17 protein-coding genes and 1 tRNA gene are annotated in these 16,089 nt (G+C 62.4%); 12 read left to right on the forward strand and 6 right to left on the reverse strand.

Going from position 1 to position 16,089, the window contains the following annotated elements:
• Nucleotides 1–42 precede the first annotated feature (42 nt).
• The 6 genes from ATY76_RS26460 (at nt 43) to ugpC (ending at nt 7,195) form a co-directional block, all read left to right on the forward strand.
• Nucleotides 43–1,005 carry a LacI family DNA-binding transcriptional regulator gene (locus ATY76_RS26460; RefSeq protein ID WP_088677612.1) on the forward strand — a complete coding sequence of 321 codons (963 nt, stop codon included), beginning with the start codon at nt 43–45 and terminating at the stop codon, nt 1,003–1,005.
• Between the two features lie 59 nt (nt 1,006–1,064).
• Complete coding sequence (locus tag ATY76_RS26465; RefSeq protein WP_088677613.1) at nt 1,065–2,303, forward strand: sugar ABC transporter substrate-binding protein; 1,239 nt, start codon at nt 1,065–1,067, stop codon at nt 2,301–2,303.
• A gap of 75 nt (nt 2,304–2,378) precedes the next feature.
• Complete coding sequence (locus ATY76_RS26470; protein WP_088677614.1) at nt 2,379–3,293, forward strand: sugar ABC transporter permease; 915 nt, start codon at nt 2,379–2,381, stop codon at nt 3,291–3,293.
• On the forward strand, nt 3,293–4,156 hold the full coding sequence (locus tag ATY76_RS26475; RefSeq protein ID WP_088677615.1) for a carbohydrate ABC transporter permease: 864 nt from the start codon (nt 3,293–3,295) through the stop codon (nt 4,154–4,156). Before ATY76_RS26470 ends, ATY76_RS26475 begins: the two co-directional genes overlap by 1 nt.
• 19 nt (nt 4,157–4,175) lie before the next feature.
• Nucleotides 4,176–6,098: a glycoside hydrolase family 127 protein gene (locus ATY76_RS26480; RefSeq protein WP_088677616.1), complete on the forward strand. Its 1,923-nt coding sequence runs from the start codon at nt 4,176–4,178 to the stop codon at nt 6,096–6,098.
• Between the two features lie 11 nt (nt 6,099–6,109).
• Nucleotides 6,110–7,195: a sn-glycerol-3-phosphate ABC transporter ATP-binding protein UgpC gene (gene ugpC / locus ATY76_RS26485; RefSeq protein ID WP_088677617.1), complete on the forward strand. Its 1,086-nt coding sequence runs from the start codon at nt 6,110–6,112 to the stop codon at nt 7,193–7,195.
• A 9-nt stretch (nt 7,196–7,204) separates the two neighbouring features.
• Here ugpC and dxr read toward each other — a convergent pair whose 3' ends face one another.
• Nucleotides 7,205–8,395 (reverse strand): 1-deoxy-D-xylulose-5-phosphate reductoisomerase, encoded by a 1,191-nt coding sequence (gene dxr, locus ATY76_RS26490; protein WP_088677618.1) that lies wholly within the window; start codon nt 8,393–8,395, stop codon nt 7,205–7,207.
• Nucleotides 8,396–8,765: 370 nt separating this feature from the next.
• Between dxr and ATY76_RS26495 the strand changes: the two genes are divergently transcribed.
• Both ATY76_RS26495 and ATY76_RS26500 read left to right on the forward strand, forming a co-directional pair.
• Nucleotides 8,766–9,416, forward strand: coding sequence for a hypothetical protein (locus ATY76_RS26495; RefSeq protein ID WP_088677619.1), 651 nt, complete (start codon nt 8,766–8,768; stop codon nt 9,414–9,416).
• 62 nt (nt 9,417–9,478) lie between these two features.
• Nucleotides 9,479–9,769, forward strand: coding sequence for a BON domain-containing protein (locus ATY76_RS26500; RefSeq protein ID WP_088677620.1), 291 nt, complete (start codon nt 9,479–9,481; stop codon nt 9,767–9,769).
• 71 nt (nt 9,770–9,840) lie between these two features.
• Here the strand turns inward: ATY76_RS26500 and ATY76_RS33845 are convergent, their stop codons facing one another.
• On the reverse strand, nt 9,841–9,993 hold the full coding sequence (locus tag ATY76_RS33845) for a hypothetical protein (protein ID WP_176539072.1): 153 nt from the start codon (nt 9,991–9,993) through the stop codon (nt 9,841–9,843).
• Between the two features lie 118 nt (nt 9,994–10,111).
• The gene (locus ATY76_RS26505) at nt 10,112–10,369 is read right to left on the reverse strand and encodes a hypothetical protein (RefSeq protein WP_088677621.1); all 258 of its coding nucleotides are present in this window, start codon (nt 10,367–10,369) and stop codon (nt 10,112–10,114) included.
• A gap of 167 nt (nt 10,370–10,536) precedes the next feature.
• Between ATY76_RS26505 and ATY76_RS26510 the strand changes: the two genes are divergently transcribed.
• Together ATY76_RS26510 and ATY76_RS26515 are read left to right on the forward strand one after the other, a co-directional pair.
• The gene (locus tag ATY76_RS26510) at nt 10,537–11,055 is read left to right on the forward strand and encodes a DUF2937 family protein (RefSeq protein WP_088677622.1); all 519 of its coding nucleotides are present in this window, start codon (nt 10,537–10,539) and stop codon (nt 11,053–11,055) included.
• Between the two features lie 87 nt (nt 11,056–11,142).
• The gene (locus tag ATY76_RS26515) at nt 11,143–11,388 is read left to right on the forward strand and encodes a DUF982 domain-containing protein (protein ID WP_088677623.1); all 246 of its coding nucleotides are present in this window, start codon (nt 11,143–11,145) and stop codon (nt 11,386–11,388) included.
• Between the two features lie 48 nt (nt 11,389–11,436).
• Here ATY76_RS26515 and ATY76_RS26520 read toward each other — a convergent pair.
• Nucleotides 11,437–11,513, reverse strand: a tRNA-Arg gene (locus ATY76_RS26520).
• Nucleotides 11,514–11,669: 156 nt separating this feature from the next.
• A complete protein-coding gene (locus tag ATY76_RS26525) occupies nt 11,670–12,833 on the reverse strand; it encodes a M20 aminoacylase family protein (RefSeq protein WP_088677624.1) in 1,164 nt (387 codons plus the stop codon).
• A 156-nt stretch (nt 12,834–12,989) separates the two neighbouring features.
• Between ATY76_RS26525 and ATY76_RS26530 the strand changes: the two genes are divergently transcribed.
• Both ATY76_RS26530 and ATY76_RS26535 read left to right on the forward strand, forming a co-directional pair.
• Nucleotides 12,990–14,123: a D-alanyl-D-alanine carboxypeptidase family protein gene (locus ATY76_RS26530; RefSeq protein WP_088677625.1), complete on the forward strand. Its 1,134-nt coding sequence runs from the start codon at nt 12,990–12,992 to the stop codon at nt 14,121–14,123.
• A 12-nt stretch (nt 14,124–14,135) separates the two neighbouring features.
• A complete protein-coding gene (locus ATY76_RS26535; RefSeq protein ID WP_088677626.1) occupies nt 14,136–15,311 on the forward strand; it encodes a GTP-binding protein in 1,176 nt (391 codons plus the stop codon).
• A 7-nt stretch (nt 15,312–15,318) separates the two neighbouring features.
• Here the strand turns inward: ATY76_RS26535 and ATY76_RS26540 are convergent, their stop codons facing one another.
• Nucleotides 15,319–16,089: a FadR/GntR family transcriptional regulator gene (locus ATY76_RS26540; protein ID WP_088677627.1), complete on the reverse strand. Its 771-nt coding sequence runs from the start codon at nt 16,087–16,089 to the stop codon at nt 15,319–15,321.

A 16,089-nucleotide genomic window follows, 5' to 3' on the forward strand; every position in this document is an offset into this window, starting at 1 on the left:
AACATATCGGGAGGAAAGAGAGGCAGGATCACCATCCATGAAGTGGCGTCCGCTGCCGGGGTGAGCATCTCGACGGCGTCGAAGGCGCTCAACGATACTGGCCGAATGGGCGCGGAAACGCGCGAGCGGGTGAAGCGGATTGCCGGCGAGATCGGATATCGGCCGAATGCGCTGGCGAGAGGCCTTCTCAGCAAGCGCAGTTTCACCATCGGACTGCTGACGAACGATACCTATGGCCGTTTCACGCTGCCTGTCATGGCGGGCATTTCCGACGCTCTCGTCGATCATGGGGTTTCGGTTTTCCTCTGCGCTATCGAAGACGATCCGGCGCTCGCCCAGACCCATGTCGATGCGATGCTGGATAAACAGGTCGATGGCATCATCGCGACAGGAAAGCGCCTGGACAGGCGTCTGCCGGTCGACCTGTCGAATTTGCATGTGCCTGTCGTCTATGCCTTCACGGAGGGGACGCAGAACAGCGTTACGTTTCGTTCGGACGACGAACAGGGTGCGAGACTGGCCGTCGAGTGGCTGGCGAAGATCGGGCGGCGGCGGATCGCGCATGTCACCGGACCGGAGGACTTCTTTTCGGTGCGGGAACGAGCCGGCGCCTATCATCAGGTGGCGGGCCACCGCGAGCCGGTGCTCTATGGCGTCTGGTCGGAAAGCTGGGGCCATGACGCGGTGGAACAGCTTTGGAAGCGGCCGGGAGAAAAGCCGGATGCGCTCTTCTGCGGCAACGACCAGATCGCCCGCGGTGCGGTGGATGCGCTGCGCGAGCGCGGCATCAAGGTGCCGCAGGACGTTTCGGTGATCGGCTTCGACAATTGGGAGATTGTCGCAGCCCAGACGCGGCCGCCGCTGACGACGGTGGACATGGAGCTGAAGGAGCTCGGGCGGCAGGCCGGATTGACGGTGCTGGCGCTTGCGGAAGGACGGCCTGTCGAGCCCGGCGTGCGGAAATTGCCCTGCCGGCTCGTCGTCCGGCAGTCATGCGGGGGATAAGGCCCCGGAATGGGAATGAGCAAAGGCGCGAGGAGATGCGCCATATTGGGAGGAGTGTCATGATCAAGCGTCTATTGGCGGCGACCGGCATCGCTACCTTGTGCCTCGTGTCGGCCGCATCGGCCGCCGAAAATGTCGAAATGTGGGTTCGCTCGGGGATCGGCGATGCCTTCAAGAAGGTCGTCGAGGCCTATAATTCCAGCCATGAGAACAAGGTCGTGATGACCGAAGTGCCGTTCTCCGAGCTCGTGCAGAAATATGCGACCGCGATTGCCGGCGGGCAGGCGCCCGACGCGCTGTCGATGGACCTCATCTACAATCCCGCCTTTGCCGCGGCCGGCCAGCTGGAAGACCTGACCGACTGGGCAAAGTCGCTCCCCTATTTCAATTCGCTGTCGCCCTCGCATGTCCGCCTCGGCACCTATCAGGACAAGATCTACGGCCTGCCGCTCTCGGTCGAGACATCGGTCTTCGCCTGGAACAAGGATCTCTACAAGAAAGCCGGTCTCGACCCGGAAAAGGCGCCGGCGACCTGGGAGGAGATCACCGCCAATGCGGAGAAGATCCGGGCCTTGGGTGACGACACCTACGGCTTCTATTTCTCCGGCGGCGGCTGCGGCGGCTGCATGATCTTCACCTTCACGCCGCTCACCTGGGGCGCAGGTGCCGACATCCTGTCGGCCGACAGCAAGACGGCGACGCTCGATACACCGCAGATGCGCAAGGCCGTCGACATCTACCGCAACATGGTCAAGAAGGACCTGGTGCCGGCGGGCGCGGCCAGCGATAACGGCACGAACTTCCTGACCTTCACCAACGGCAAAATCGGCCAGCAAAGCCTCGGCGCCTTTGCCATCGGAACGCTGGTGACCCAGCATCCCGAGATCAATTTCGGCGTGACCCTCATTCCGGGCGTCGACGGGAAGCCTTCGTCCTTTGCCGGCGGCGACAATTTCGTCATCACCAAGGGCACGAAGAAGATCGACGCGGTGAAGGAGTTCCTCGAATATATCTATTCGGAGGACGGCCAGAAGGTCATGGCAAAATACGGCAGCCTGCCGACGCGCGGCGATATCGCCGACAAGGTGCTCGAAGGTCTCGATCCGCGCATGCAGGTCGGCCTCAAGGCGATCGGCGTCGCCAAGACGCCCTATACGCTGCAGTTCAATGACCTGATCAACAGCGCCAACGGCCCATGGGCGACCTTCACCAATGCCGCGATCTTCGGCGACGACGTCGACGGCGCGTTTTCGAGCGCCCAGTCGGAAATGCAATCGATCATCGATAGCGGCCAATAACTCTCCCACGGCCGCGGCCGGGGAGCGGTGGCAGCTTCCCGGCCAATTTCACATTGTCAGATGCGGAGCGTTTCGATGACCGGTTCCGGTTCGGATATCCTATTGCCTCGGCGAAAGCGACGGCGCAGATCGAACTGGCGCGGCCTTCTCTACATCGCGCCTGCCATGGCGCTGGTCATCGTCTTTTTCGTCATGCCGGTTCTGTTCACCGGATGGATGAGCCTTCACAACTGGCCGCTGATGGGCGCGTCCCGCTGGATCGGCTTCAACAATTATTTCCGCATGGTCAACGATACGCGTTTCATGGCGGCGCTGAATTTCACCGCCTACTACACCGTGATCGTCACCGTCGCGATCTTCGCCGTCGCCTTTCCGCTGGCGATCTTCGTCGAAAAGGAGCGGCAGTTCGTCAGCGCCTACCGCACGATCATCTTCCTGCCCGTCGTCGTCGGCCTTGCCACAGCCTCGCTGCTCTGGGTCTGGCTCGCCAATGTCGATAGCGGCTTCATCGGCCCGGCCCTGAGGGCGCTCGGTCTCGTCGAAAAAAGCCCCAATCTGCTGGCCACCTTCGACACGGCGTTTCTGACGATCGTGGTGATGGTCGTCTGGAAGATCGCCGGCTTCACCATGATCATTCTTCTAACCGGGCTGCAGGCCATCCCGTCTGAGCTGACGGAGGCGGCCCGGATCGACGGCGCCGGCCGCTGGCAGCGCTTCCGGCACCTGACGCTGCCGCTGATGCGCAAGACGATCGCGCTGGCGCTGATCGTTTCCGTCACCGGCTCGATCCTCGCCTTCGACCAGTTCTACATCATGACGTCGGGGGGACCACAGAACAAGATGATCTCGGTGGTCTACTACATCTTCAACCAGTCCTTCGTCTCCTTCAATCTCGGTTACGGCGCCGCACTCTCGATCGCCCTTCTCGCCATCCTCGTCGCCATCAGCATCGTGCAGCTCTGGCTGCTGCGGGTCGGGGAGGAGCGCTGATGAGCACGTCAAAGGAACGGCGCAAGCGCAAGGCCATCCGCGCGAAATCGGCCTATCATCTGACCGGCGTCGCAATCTCGATCTTCTTCCTCGCCCCTTTCGTCATCGCGATCCTTGCCTCCTTCCGTCCGGGCGCCGAATCCAGCCTGCCGCCCTTGCCGCCATGGCCGACATCGGGCGTCAGCTTCGATGCCTACGCGCTGCTCGATACGTTCGGCGCAGGCATCTGGCGGCACATGATCAATTCGCTGTTCGTTTCGGTCGCCACCGTCGTGCTGACCGTTCTCGTCAGCCTGCTCGCCGGCTATGGTTTCTCGCGTTACCGCTTTCCGATGAAGAACGTGCTCTTCGTGCTGATCATCGCCACGCTGATGATCCCGTTCCAGTCGATCCTGACGCCGCTCTTCATCATCCTGGCAAAGCTCGGCCTCAACAATTCGCTGCTCGGGCTGACGCTCGTCTACGTGACGCTGCAATTGCCCTTCTCCGTCTTCATGATGCGCAACGCCTTCGACGCCGTGCCGAAGGAAATCGAGGAGGCCGCGCGCATCGACGGCGCGCGCGATCTGAGGCTGTTGGCGCGGGTTCTCCTGCCGCTGGTGCTTCCGGGTGTCGCCACGGTCGCGATCTTTGCCTTCCTCAATGCCTGGAACGAGTTTCTGGCCGCGCTCGTGCTGCTCTCCAGCAACGAGAAATACACCCTGCCGGTGTTGATGACGGCGGTTCGCGCCGGACGGCTCGGCGCGATCAATTGGGGAGCGGTGCAGGCCGGCGTCGTCGTCATGACGATCCCCTGCCTGATCGTCTTCCTGCTCCTGCAACGCTACTACATGCGCGGGCTGATGGCCGGCGCGGTGAAATGATCCCAAGAAGGTAGAGCCCATGACCAACTCACGTAATGACCGCCAGTTTCGTCCTGTCGCCGTTCCCGATGTCGAACTCGGCGGGTTCTGGGGCAAATGGCAGGATGCCGTCTGTAATTCGACGGCCGAGACCCTGCTCGACCGCTGCGTCGAAGCCGGCATGCTCAAGGCGATCGATGTCAGCCAGCCGAGCCCCGGCGTCGTTATTCCCATTCAGCCATGGGGCGGGACGACGCAGATGTTCTGGGATTCCGATCTCGGCAAGTCGATCGAGACGATCGCCTATTCGCTCTATCGCCGGCCGAACCCGAAGCTGGAGGCGCGGGCCGACGAGATCATCGACATGTACGAGAAGATGCAGGACGAGGACGGCTATCTGAACGCCTGGTTCCAGCGCGTGGAGCCAAGCCGGCGCTGGACCAACCTGCGCGACCATCACGAGCTTTATTGCGCCGGCCACCTCATGGAAGCCGCAGTCGCCTATTATCAGGCGACCGGCAAGCGCAAGCTGCTCGACATCATGTGCCGCTATGCCGATTACATGATCAAGGTGTTCGGCCATGGCGAGGGCCAGATTCCTGGCTATTGCGGCCATGAGGAAGTCGAACTGGCGCTGGTCAAGCTCGCCCGTGTGACGGGCGAGAAGAAATATCTCGACCTGTCGAAATTCTTCATCGACGAGCGCGGCACCGAGCCGCACTTCTTCACGGCTGAAGCCGTTCGCGACGGCCGCAGCCTGTCGGACTATCACCAGAAGACCTATGAATATGGGCAGGCGCACCGGCCGGTGCGCGAGCAAAAGAAGGTCGTCGGCCATGCCGTGCGCGCCATGTATCTCTATTCCGGCATGGCCGACATCGCCACCGAATATAAGGACGACAGCCTGACGGCGGCGCTGGAAACGCTCTGGGACGACCTGACGACCAAGCAGATGTACATCACCGGCGGCATCGGGCCTGCCGCCTCCAACGAAGGCTTCACCGATTATTACGACCTGCCCAACGACACGGCCTATGCGGAGACATGCGCTTCCGTGGGCCTGGTCTTCTGGGCGAGCCGCATGCTTGGACGCGGGCCGGACCGGCGCTATGCCGACATCATGGAGCAGGCGCTCTATAACGGCGCGCTGCCCGGCCTTTCCACAGACGGCAAGACCTTCTTCTACGACAATCCGCTCGAAAGTGCCGGCAAGCACCACCGCTGGAAGTGGCACCATTGCCCCTGCTGCCCGCCCAACATCGCCCGTCTGGTGACGTCGATCGGCTCCTACATGTATGCGGTTGCCGACGATGAGGTCGCTGTCCATCTTTATGGCGAAAGCACCGTACGGCTGAAGCTTGCCAATGGTGCGGAGGTGGAACTGGAGCAGGCCACCAACTATCCCTGGGACGGCGCCGTCGCCTTCACGACCAGGCTGAAGAAGCCGGCTCGGTTTGCGCTGTCGCTGCGCATTCCCGATTGGGCGGAGGGCGCGACGCTCAGCGTCAACGGTGCGATGCTCGACCTTAATGCACATGTTCGCCAGGGATATGCACGGATCGATCGTGAGTGGACCGATGGTGACCGCATCGCGCTGTTCCTGCCGCTGACGCTTCGCCCGCAATATGCCAATCCGAAGGTGCGCCAGGATGCCGGACGCGTCGCCTTGATGCGCGGCCCGCTCGTCTATTGCGTGGAGACGACGGATAATGGCGAAGACTTGAACGCCATCGTCCTGCCGCGCGAACTGCCGGCGGCCGAAACCGTCGTGCTGAAGGACCTCAACGATGCCGTTGCCCTCGATCTCAAGGTCGAGCGTGAGGAAACATCGAACTGGGGCACGCCGCTCTATCGCAAAGCGCCGGCTGCAAGGCAGGTCGCCACGGCGCGCTTCGTGCCCTATCATCTCTGGGACAACCGTGCGCCCGGAGAGATGCTCGTCTGGGTTCAGTCGGGCAGATAGGTCGCTTGGGGATGACGAACGGTATGGGTAACAAGAGCGTCGTGCTCCAGGACGTGCGGAAAAGCTATGGCAGTCTGCAGGTGGTCCACGGGATCGACCTGACGATTGCCGAAGGCGAATTCGTCGTCTTCGTCGGTCCTTCCGGCTGCGGGAAGTCGACGCTGCTTCGCATGATCGCCGGCCTGGAGGACGTGACCGACGGCGAGATCGAGATCAAGGGGCGCATCGTCACCGATCTCGATCCGTCCGAGCGCGGCATTGCCATGGTCTTCCAGTCCTATGCGCTCTACCCGCATATGAGCGTGCGCGACAACCTGGCCTTCGGGCTGAAGATGGCGCGCACCAGCCCCGCCGACATAGAGACGCGCGTCAAAGCCGCCTCCGCGATCCTGAAGATCGATCATCTGCTCGACCGGCGGCCCGGACAGCTTTCCGGCGGCCAGCGCCAGCGGGTGGCGATCGGCCGGGCGATCGTGCGCAAGCCCGATGTCTTCCTGTTCGACGAGCCGCTCTCCAATCTCGATGCGGAACTGCGTGTTTCGATGCGCATCGAGATCGCCCGCCTTCACCGCGAACTCGGCAACACGATGATCTATGTCACGCACGACCAGACCGAGGCGATGACGCTCGCCGACAAGATCGTCGTGCTGCGCGATGGCCGCGTCGAGCAGGCGGGAACGCCGCGGGAAATCTATGAAGATCCCGCCAATACGTTCGTGGCGGGCTTTATCGGCTCGCCCCGGATGAACCTGCTGAATGCCCGCTGGGGCGAGGCAGGCCTGGTCGAAGTCGCCGGCTCGCGCATCGAAAGCGGCCTAGCCGGAACAGGCAGACCGGCCGGCAGCGCGGTGACGCTCGGCCTGCGGCCGGAGCATCTGAAAGTGGCGTCCGAGCATCAGGGCAAGCTGACGGCGACGGTCGATTTCTCGGAATATCTCGGGGGAACGCAATATCTCTATTGCCAGCTGGCCGATGGCCAGTCGCTGACGGTCGAGCATCGTTCGCCCGTCAGCATCGCGGCGGGCGAAGAGGTCAGCCTGCTGTTCGAACCGGCGGATTGCAGATTGTTCGACGAGGCCGGCGGCCGGCTGCGGTAAGCGCGGCCTTCAGCCGGCAGCATCCAGCTTCATGAGCTCGGCTGCCCTTTGTCGGGCCTGCCTGTCAGCCGCAAAGACATCGTCCATGGCGGAAGCCGGCGGCAGGTCGGCGAGATCGTCCATGACCCTTTCGGTGATGTCGGCCATGGCGAGGAAGGACAGCCGCCTTTCGATGAAGGCTTCGAGCGCCACTTCCTTGGCGCCGTTCAGCACCGCGCCCTGAACGCCACCGCGTGTCATTGCCAGCCGCGCCAGCCGCAAGGCCGGGAATCGCCGCTCGTCCGGCGCCTCGAAATCCAGTCGCGCGAGCCTAGCGAAATCCAGCCGCTCGACCGGCAGGTTCGGCCGGCGCGGGAAGGAGAGCACATATCCGATGGCGGTGCGCATGTCCGGCGCGCCGAGCTGCGCCAGCACCGAACCATCGGTATAGCCGACCATGGAATGAATGATCGATTGCGGATGGAAGATGACTTCGATCTGTTCGGGCTTCAGCCCGAAAAGATGCCGGGCCTCGATCATCTCCAGCGCCTTGTTGAACATCGAGGCGCTGTCGATCGAGATCTTCAAGCCCATCGACCAGTTCGGATGGGCACGCGCGGTCTCGACCGTCACACCGGCCATTTCTTCCAGAGATGCGGTGCGGAAGGGACCGCCCGAGGCAGTCAGGATGACGCGCTCGATGGCATGGCGCTGGTTTTCTTCCAGCACCTGGAAGATCGCATTGTGCTCGCTGTCGACAGGAAGCAACCTGCCGCCGCCTTCGTGGATCGCCTTGATGAAGAGATCGCCGGCCGAGACCAGGCATTCCTTGTTGGCAAGGGCGATATCGGCGCCGCGGCGGGCGGCTGCGAGCGTCGGCGCAAGGCCCGCCGTGCCGACGATCGCCGCCATCACCCAGTCCGCTTCGCGGTCCGCCGCTTCCATCAGGCCGGATTTTCCGGAGGCGACCGCGATGCCGCTGCCTGACAATTCGTTTTTCAGGGATTGGTAATGCCGGTCGTTCGCCGTAACCGCCATCCGCGCGCCGAACGACCTGGCCTGCCGGGCGAGCAGTTCGATATTGCCGTTGCCTGTCAGCACGGAGATTTCGAAGTTTTCCCGGCCAGCCAGATGGTCGACGACATCGAGGGTGTTGCGGCCGATCGATCCGGTTGAGCCGAAGATGCTGAGGCGCCGCGGCGCGGTGTTGCCGGTCATCATGGAATTTCGCGAAAAATCTCTCTCGTTAAGCTCTGGCTCTACTAGGCTTTGGAGGGAGCGGCAAGTGTGCGGTGCAGCAGATTTCAACCCTCGAGGGGTTTACAGGGTACCGCCGGAATGTGATCCTTATAACACCCCGAGCGAATCGGGATCTGCCGCAGCCGTTCGCGGTCGCAGGCAATACGAGGACGCTGCCGTGTCCAACAGGCGCTTCGGTGCCGACGGCCTTTCCGGCCAAAAATTGAAACAAGAAGAATCGGGATCGCAGCTTGGCCGCATTCCCGAGCGCGTTCGCTGCGAGCACTTCATATGCCGCCGGCGGTTCTCGGGGCTGCTGCGGCCCTATGTCAGGTGAAAACGACCGGATCTCATGACGACATTCAAAACAGCATGCATTCTTTTCTCCATTCTGTCCTTTGCCGCTGCTGCGGCGAAGGCGGACGACCTGGTGATCTGGACGCCGGCCAAGCTATCGGACCGATCCTACAAGGCGACGATGGGTTTTCGCCTGCCGGCGGAGTGGGAAACGAGCGCCGGCGCCGATCTCGCCCTTGCCTCGACCAAGGGCGGAGCGCTGCTGCCCGATTCCGAACAGGCGATGCTGTGGGGCAGGATCAGCAAGACGACCGTCACCCCGGCAGGCCAATCGCAGCGAGGCGCCAGGGTCAGCGTCGATACGCTGCGCGGCAGCGGCGCGCTGACCCTTAGCCGCTCGCGCAGCTGGATCCTGTCGGATTCGCTCGATATGCAATCGAGCCGTTCCGTCAGCGTTCGCTACGACCCGGTCGATGCCAGGCAGTCCTCGGTGACGGCGTCGCAGGCATTGAAACTGATCCATCCCTGGACGGGAACCTCGCTTTCGGCGGGCGCGGGTGTCACTAACGCCAGCGGCGACTTCTCCAGCACGGTGGCGCTTAAGCAGGCCATCCTGCCGAACCTCAATCTCGATGCCTCGGTGAGCAATCCGTTTTCACCGGATGAGGCCGGCAGCGTCAATCTGCGCTATCGCGTCACTTGGTAAGGGCACGAAACCAAAACGGGATCGGTGGCGTTTCTCTCTGAGGTTTCAAGGAGGAACGGAACATGGTTTTCAAGGAGCCGACATTTCATGGGCTTGAGCCTGAAATAGAAGCGGGAGTGGCCAACCGCGCATCCGTCGAGGCGGCCGTTGCCAACGCGCTGGCGATTGCCGGCGGCATCGACGCATCGGATGTTGAGGTGACGATGGAGGAAGATCAGATCGTGCTGACAGGCACCGTCGGCACGGTCGGCGAGATCGAAAGGGCGGCCGCAGTCGCCAGGGCCGTCGAGGGCGTGAATGCGGTGCAGAACCGGATACTGCTCGGCGGGTCCACCGCCGGCGGCCCGCATTGATATCAGCTTAAGTCTATTTCAAAGCGCCGGCTTGCCGGCGCTTTCATTCTATCGAGCCGGCGCCTGGCCGATCAACCGGCGAAACGCTCGACCAGGAAGGAAGAGCCGGCCATCCGGTCGGTCTTTCCAGTGGTCACCGGCCCCTGCGGCTGATGAGCGATGGCAAGCAACAGGGCGCTGACGGCGACATAGCCGATCGCCAGAAGAGTCATCTTGATACGCATGATCGATACTCCTGTTTCGCGATAAACGCGGCTGATATTGCGAAGTTCCTCATGGCGAAATCAGATGAAAAGCCCGGCCGGGGAGGATCGGGCGGGCTCTTCACGCATGGGGTTTGTCCTATCGGCAGATCCGGGTTTCCTTGACGACCGTATGGCCGTGCCGGCGGATCTTTTCCGTCTTGGTGAAGCAATCACGCGACACGCGATGCGACATGTGATGGCGGTAGTAAGGGCGATGACGATAATAGGGCCGTTCGGATTCGCCGTAATAGGAACGGGGATTGTCCGTGGTGATGGTGACGCTGGCCGCCTGAGACGGCACGGCTGACAAAACGGATGCTGCGGCGAGCGTGCATGCGAGGATAAACTGTTTCATGACAAGCCTCTCTTTCTCAGTTGCTCACGGGAGCAACTTGTTGGTTACGCCATCAACTCGCCGGAAGCGTTGCCGGTTCAATCACATAGGGTTACCGATTGTGTCGAAGGGAGAAACCTTTGGCTCGCCGGCTCGTTAGCGCAGAGGAATAGCCGGAGGCACCGATCATGGGACCGATTGCCAGAATAGTCGCCATTATCGCCGGGCTTGCCGGCGGTACGGTCTTCTCGCAGGCGCCGGAATTCGCCCAGCAGTACCGCCAGCGGATCGGCGGCGCGCTCGACGAATTGCGCGTCATCGTCGAGGACTTCAACAGGCAGGCGGCCGCCCACCAGCTCGATCGCCAGCAGGCGCTCAAAGCCTATGCCCAATCCCCCGACGACTTTTTGCGCGACCGCGGCGTTTCCATGCAGAGCACGATCACGCGCTACGAAACGCTGCTTTCGCAACAGCTGAAACTCGGCATCGCCGCGCCCGTCGCCAAGCCCTTCGTGCTGATGCGGAATGCCGATGATGTAGTTTTCGCCAATACCTGGCGCGACTTCGTGCCCGGCGTACCCGTCAGTTTGGCCGGTCTCGCTTGGGGCGCGATCGGGTTTATCGGCGGCTGGATCATGGCTGCGCTGCTGGGGATCGGGACGCGCCGCGTCGTGCGCAGACGACGAGCCTATCGTCAGGTGCCGTGAAGGGGTACAGAAGTATCCGTTCGCCGGTTTACAAAACGAGACCGGCCATTCTAACTGCTCCCGCAGCACGCAAGGCAGGCAAAGACGATGCAAACCATTTGGAAAAAGCCGGTGACGATCGCCCTCGAAGGGCCGGACCAATGGGTGGTGATCCAGACCACCCAGGCTGCAACATGGGCGCTGATCGAAGACTGGCCGACAGACGAGGGTCCCGCCCTGGACCGGGCTTGCGCCGTATGCGCGGATGTCATCTCCGGCAAACGAAGCCGGGAAGAGGCGCGGCAGGCTTTCATCGACGCTGCGATCGAGGCAGGGATACCCATTAAGGAATAAGCCATGCCGTGATGGCGATCTGGTTTCATCTGCCAAGCGCTTGAAGGCTGGTGATCCCGGCGCGATTCGAACGCGCGACCCCCAGATTAGGAATCTGGTGCTCTATCCTGCTGAGCTACGGGACCACTTGACGCCATGCATACAAAAGGCTTGGCGCGAAGCCAAGCCTTAATTGTTGCCAAAGCATGTCGCGCAAAAGTATGCGGCGGTTTTGCGATAACGACATGCGCAAAAAACAAGAAACCTAAAGCGAGGAGCGATCTGAAAGATCGCGATACGCTTTAGACACCCAAGCGCTGTTCGGCGAGGCGGACCCAGTAGGAGATGCCGTGGGCGATGGCTTCGTCGTTGAAGTCGTAGGCCGGGTTGTGCAGGCCGGCGCTGTCGCCGTTGCCGATGAAGATGAAGGCGCCGGGACGGGCGTTCAGCATGTAGGAAAAATCCTCGCCGCCCATCATCGGATTGATCTCGGGATTGACGTTGCCCTCGCCGGCAATGGCGCCGGCGACGGCGACGGCATGTTCGGTCTCGTCGGGGTGGTTGATGGTGACGGGATAATTGCGGTGAAAACTGATTTCGGCCTCGGCGCCGTGGGCTGCGACCACGCCTTCGATGACCTGCCGCAGCCGGGTCTCGGCGAGCGTGCGTATCTCGGGATCAAGGGTGCGGACGGTGCCGGCGAATGTCGCGTCGTTGGGGATGACGTTATGGGCGAAACCGGCATTGAACTTGGTGACGGAGACGACGACCGAGGCCAGCGGATCGATGGTGCGCGAGGCGATCATCTGCAGGTTGGTGACGATCTGGGCGCCGATGGCGATCGGGTCGATCGTGCGATGCGGCTGGGCGGCGTGGCCGCCGCGGCCCTTGATGGTGACGGTGAATTCGTCGGTCGCCGCCATGATGGCGCCCTTGCGGATGGCGAACTGTCCCACAGGCAGGCCCGGCAGGTTGTGCATGCCGTAGACCTCTTCGATGCCGAAGCGTTCCATCATGCCGTCCTGGACCATCAGGTTGCCGCCGCCGCCGCCTTCTTCGGCGGGCTGGAAGATGACGGCGATATTGCCGTTGAAATTGCGGGTCTCGGCCAGGTATTTCGCCGCGCCGAGCAGCATGGCGGTGTGGCCGTCATGGCCGCAGGCATGCATCTTGCCCGGCGTCTTCGAGGCCCAGGGCTTGCCGGTGATTTCGGTCAGCGGCAGCGCATCCATGTCGGCGCGCAGACCGACCGTGCGGCGGCCTTCGCCCTTGCCCTTGATGAGGCCGACGACGCCGGTGCGGCCGATGCCGGTGACGATCTCGTCGACGCCGAATTCCTTGAGCTTTTCGGCAACGAAGGCGGCCGTGTTTTCCACCGCGAAAAGGAGCTCGGGCCGGGCGTGGATATGGCGGCGCCATTCGGCGACTTCGTCCTGCAATTCGGCGGCTCTGTTCAAAATCGGCATATTGGCGTTCCTGTTATCAATCCCGGCAATCGTTGATCGCTTCACAAGGGCGTGAGGCTCATGCAAATTACTTCGTCAATGACCTTTGCCATGTCATAGCCATATAGGCTAGATAGGTGAAGCTTTCGAGATTTCCTGATATCTGAAGGATGAGCCGTGTCGACGAGCCACTTTGGTTTATTTGCCGCATTGCGGCCACTTAGCTTCATAGTCGCCGCGACTGCCGGTTTTCTTGCTTCCGTTCCGCTTGCCCAGGCCAATCCGCATATTCTCGTCGACGTGCAGACCGGCCGCGTGCTCGAGCACGAAGAAGCCTTCCGCAAATGGTATCCGGCCTCGCTCACCAAGCTGATGACCGTCTATACCGTGTTCGACGCGATCCGCGCCGGTCAGATCAGCCTCGACACGCCTATTGTCATCAGCAAGCGCGCCGCCGCGCAGCCAGCCGCCAAGATGTACTTCAAGCCGGGCCAGAAGCTGACGCTCGACAGCGCGCTGAAGATCCTGCTGGTGAAATCGGCGAACGATGTCGCGGTTGCGGTCGCCGAAGCCGTCGGCGGCACGCAGGAAGGCTTCGTGACGCGCATGAACGGCGCGGCGTTGAAGCTCGGCATGACGGATTCGCATTTCGTCAACCCGAACGGCCTGCCCGGCAAGGGCCAATATACGACGGCGCGCGATCTTGCGGTGCTGACGGTGGCTCTGCGCCGCGATTTTCCGCAATATGCCGGCTATTTCTCCCTCGAAGGCTTCACGACGGGCCAGCAGAACGTGCCGAACCTCAACATGCTGATCGGCCGTTTCGCCGGCGCGGACGGCATGAAGACCGGTTTCATCTGTGCCTCGGGCTTCAACCAGATCGGTTCGGCGACGCGCAACGGCCGCACGCTGGTTTCCGTCGTGCTCGGCACGGACAGCCTTGCGGCGCGCGCCGATGCGACGGCGAACCTCTTGCAGAAGGGTTTCACCACCCAGATGCCCGCTTCCGACACGCTCGGTTCGCTGCGGCCATATGGGCCGGGCCAGGACCAGGTGACCGATATCAGCGCCGATATCTGCAGCGCCAAGGGCGCCAAGATACGCAGCGAAACGCGCGATGAGGTCGGCCGCATGAAGGTGCAGTCGCCCTATATCCGGGAAATGGATCATGAGCCGCAATTCGTCTTTGCCGGCCTCATTCCAGGGCAGGACCCGCAGCCGGCCGAGAAGCCGGAAAAGGTGGCTCGCGGTGATACGGCAGGAACGATCGCCAATATTCCGGTGCCGATGCCGCGCCCGACAGCTTTCTAAAGGCGAAGTGAGATGAGTGCGCTCAACGACAGGATCCCGGTCACCATCCTGACCGGCTTTCTCGGCGCCGGCAAATCGACGCTGCTCAACCGCATCCTCAAAGATCCCTCGATGAAGGACGCGGCCGTCATCATCAACGAGTTCGGCGATGTCGGGATCGACCACCTCCTGGTCGAAAGCTCCGGCGATTCGATCATCGAGCTGTCGGATGGCTGCCTGTGCTGCACCGTGCGCGGCGAACTTGTGGATACGCTGGCGAACCTGATGGATGCCGTGCAGACGGGCCGCGTCAAGCCGGTGAAGCGCGTCGTCATCGAAACGACCGGCCTTGCCGACCCGGCGCCGGTGATGCAGGCGATCATGGGCAATCCCATCATCGCCACGAATTTCGAGCTCGACGGCGTCGTCACGGTCGTGGATGCGGTGAACGGGCTGCAGACGCTCGGAAATCACGAGGAAGCGCGCAAGCAGGCAGCGGTCGCCGACCGGCTGATCGTCTCGAAACGGTCGATGGCCGGTGAGATGGACGCGTTGGAAAAGCGCCTCAGGGCTCTTAATCCGCGCGCTGCGATAATGGATGCTGACAGCGCCGAGGCAGGCACGGCCGCGGTGCTGGTGAACGGGCTCTACGATCCGGCGACGAAGATTGCCGATGTCGGCCGCTGGCTGCAGGACGAGGATGCGCATGAGGCGCATCATCATGGTCACAGTCACGATCATCATCACGGCGATCATGGGCATCACCATCGCCATCACCACGACCACCATCACGGTCAGACGGACCAGGATCCGCATGACGTCAACCGCCATGACGCGTCGATCCGATCCTTCTCCATCATCGAGGAGAAGCCGATCGATCCGATGGCGCTCGACATGTTCATCGATCTCCTGCGCTCGGCCCATGGCGAGAAGCTGCTCAGGATGAAGGCGATCGTTTCCGTCTCCGACCGGCCCGAGCGGCCGCTGGTGCTGCATGGCGTCCAGAGCATTTTCCATCCGCCGGTGCGTCTTGCCGCCTGGCCGGACCCGCAAGACCGGCGCACGCGCATGGTGCTGATCACCAAGGACCTGCCGGAGGCTTTCGTGAAGGATCTTTTCGATGCCTTTCTCGGCAAGCCGCGCATCGATACGCCGGATCGCGCAGCGCTGTCGGACAATCCGCTTGCCATTCCCGGCATGCGGATCTGACGCGCGATTAGGCCTTTTTAGGGATGCCCGAAAGCCATCGGGCCTGCTGGCCGCTCAGCAGGACGCGGTAGCGCTCCTGGCTTGCGGTCAGGTGGGCGCGCATGGCGGCGCGGGCGGCTTCCGGGTCGCCGGCCGAAATCGCCTTCAGAATTGCCAGATGCTCGCGCTGCAGGCCTTCCTGATAATCGCGCGAGAGCGTGCTGTCTGTGCCCCAGGGGGAGGCGACGTCGCAGGGGATGGCCCGCATGCCAAGCGCGTCGAGGACTTCCACATAATATGAATTGTTGGTGGCCGCGGCGATTTGCCGGTGGAAGGCGAAGTCGCTCTTGCCCGTCGCTTCGCCGCGCTCGAGCAGCCGGTCGAATTCGAAGAACGCTTCCTGGATCTGCGCCTCCTGGGCGGCATTGCGGCGCTGCGCGGCAAGGCCGGCGCTTTCGATCTCCAGCCCCATGCGCACCTCGATGACGTTGAGCGCATGGGAAATCTTGTTGCCGACATCGAGGCTGATCGAACCGAAGGCGATCGTCGGATGGTTTTTCACGAAAACGCCTGCTCCCTGCCGCGCCTCGACGAGCCCGTCGGCGGCAAGGGTTGCGATCGCCTCGCGGACGACGGTGCGGCTGACGCCGAAAAGTTCGCCCATCCGGGTCTCGGTCGGCAGCTTTTCGCCGGGCGCGTATTCGCCTGACAAGACCTGACCGCGGATGGCCGAAACCACGCTTTCGCAGAGTTTCGGCTTTCGCTCGATCTTCAGATCAACGGCTGTATCGGCAGCCAT

This window comes from Rhizobium sp. R339, assembly GCF_002211395.1.
Taxonomy (GTDB): domain Bacteria; phylum Pseudomonadota; class Alphaproteobacteria; order Rhizobiales; family Rhizobiaceae; genus Rhizobium.

Excerpts from the sequence above, each read along its gene's own strand:
- ATY76_RS26475 (WP_088677615.1), top strand. The coding sequence starts at position 3,293 with ATGAGCACGTCAAAGGAACGGCGCAAGCGCAAGGCCATCCGCGCGAAA.
- ATY76_RS26510 (WP_088677622.1), top strand. The coding sequence starts at position 10,537 with ATGGGACCGATTGCCAGAATAGTCGCCATTATCGCCGGGCTTGCCGGC.
- ATY76_RS26505 (WP_088677621.1), bottom strand. The coding sequence starts at position 10,369 with ATGAAACAGTTTATCCTCGCATGCACGCTCGCCGCAGCATCCGTTTTG.
- ATY76_RS26500 (WP_088677620.1), top strand. The coding sequence starts at position 9,479 with ATGGTTTTCAAGGAGCCGACATTTCATGGGCTTGAGCCTGAAATAGAA.
- ATY76_RS26540 (WP_088677627.1), bottom strand. The coding sequence starts at position 16,089 with ATGGCTGCCGATACAGCCGTTGATCTGAAGATCGAGCGAAAGCCGAAA.
- ATY76_RS26480 (WP_088677616.1), top strand. The coding sequence starts at position 4,176 with ATGACCAACTCACGTAATGACCGCCAGTTTCGTCCTGTCGCCGTTCCC.
- ATY76_RS26470 (WP_088677614.1), top strand. The coding sequence starts at position 2,379 with ATGACCGGTTCCGGTTCGGATATCCTATTGCCTCGGCGAAAGCGACGG.
- dxr (WP_088677618.1), bottom strand. The coding sequence starts at position 8,395 with ATGATGACCGGCAACACCGCGCCGCGGCGCCTCAGCATCTTCGGCTCA.
- ATY76_RS26525 (WP_088677624.1), bottom strand. The coding sequence starts at position 12,833 with ATGCCGATTTTGAACAGAGCCGCCGAATTGCAGGACGAAGTCGCCGAA.
- ATY76_RS26495 (WP_088677619.1), top strand. The coding sequence starts at position 8,766 with ATGACGACATTCAAAACAGCATGCATTCTTTTCTCCATTCTGTCCTTT.
- ATY76_RS26535 (WP_088677626.1), top strand. The coding sequence starts at position 14,136 with ATGAGTGCGCTCAACGACAGGATCCCGGTCACCATCCTGACCGGCTTT.
- ATY76_RS33845 (WP_176539072.1), bottom strand. The coding sequence starts at position 9,993 with ATGCGTATCAAGATGACTCTTCTGGCGATCGGCTATGTCGCCGTCAGC.
- ATY76_RS26465 (WP_088677613.1), top strand. The coding sequence starts at position 1,065 with ATGATCAAGCGTCTATTGGCGGCGACCGGCATCGCTACCTTGTGCCTC.
- ATY76_RS26515 (WP_088677623.1), top strand. The coding sequence starts at position 11,143 with ATGCAAACCATTTGGAAAAAGCCGGTGACGATCGCCCTCGAAGGGCCG.
- ugpC (WP_088677617.1), top strand. The coding sequence starts at position 6,110 with ATGACGAACGGTATGGGTAACAAGAGCGTCGTGCTCCAGGACGTGCGG.